Raw genomic sequence first — 406 nt, 5'->3', positions numbered from 1 at the left:
GGACGTGTATCAATCATTCGCCACAGCAAGCGGATGACGGTGAGCGCGAACACACATAATCCAAGCGTCTCGTGGAGTCGCCGGTCTATTTCGTGGACGGACGAATACACGCGCTGTTCGGGTCCGCTTGGCCCGTAGACCAATGCGACGAGGACAAGTATTGCCGTACACCAGTGAAAGAATTGCGTGATCGAGCCGTAACGGGTTCCAGAGCTACCCACGGTTTTTCCCTTTGCTCGTTAGCAGAGTGCCATTACATTAACGCACGCGGATGCGCGGCGGGCAACGACACAGGTAGCTGACGTGGCGCATACCTGTTCATGGGCGTACGGCATCGTGGTAGCTGACGCCGAGCACAAACCCTGGAACCGGCTCGGTTCCAGCAGAGGATTGGCTACTTGAGTCA

1 protein-coding gene is annotated in these 406 nt (G+C 56.9%); it reads right to left on the bottom strand.

Annotated features, from left to right (window positions below; translation table 11 throughout):
* The coding region (locus AB4Y44_RS42480) for a cytochrome b (RefSeq protein ID WP_368702826.1) at window positions 1-221 on the bottom strand (221 nt) is incomplete at its 3' end.
* Window positions 222-406 lie beyond the last annotated feature (185 nt).

It is taken from the genome of Paraburkholderia sp. BR10937 (genome assembly GCF_040965695.1).
Taxonomy (GTDB): domain Bacteria; phylum Pseudomonadota; class Gammaproteobacteria; order Burkholderiales; family Burkholderiaceae; genus Paraburkholderia.
Note: the sequence above shows the minus strand (reverse complement) of the source record. Positions and strands in the feature narration are given on the sequence as shown.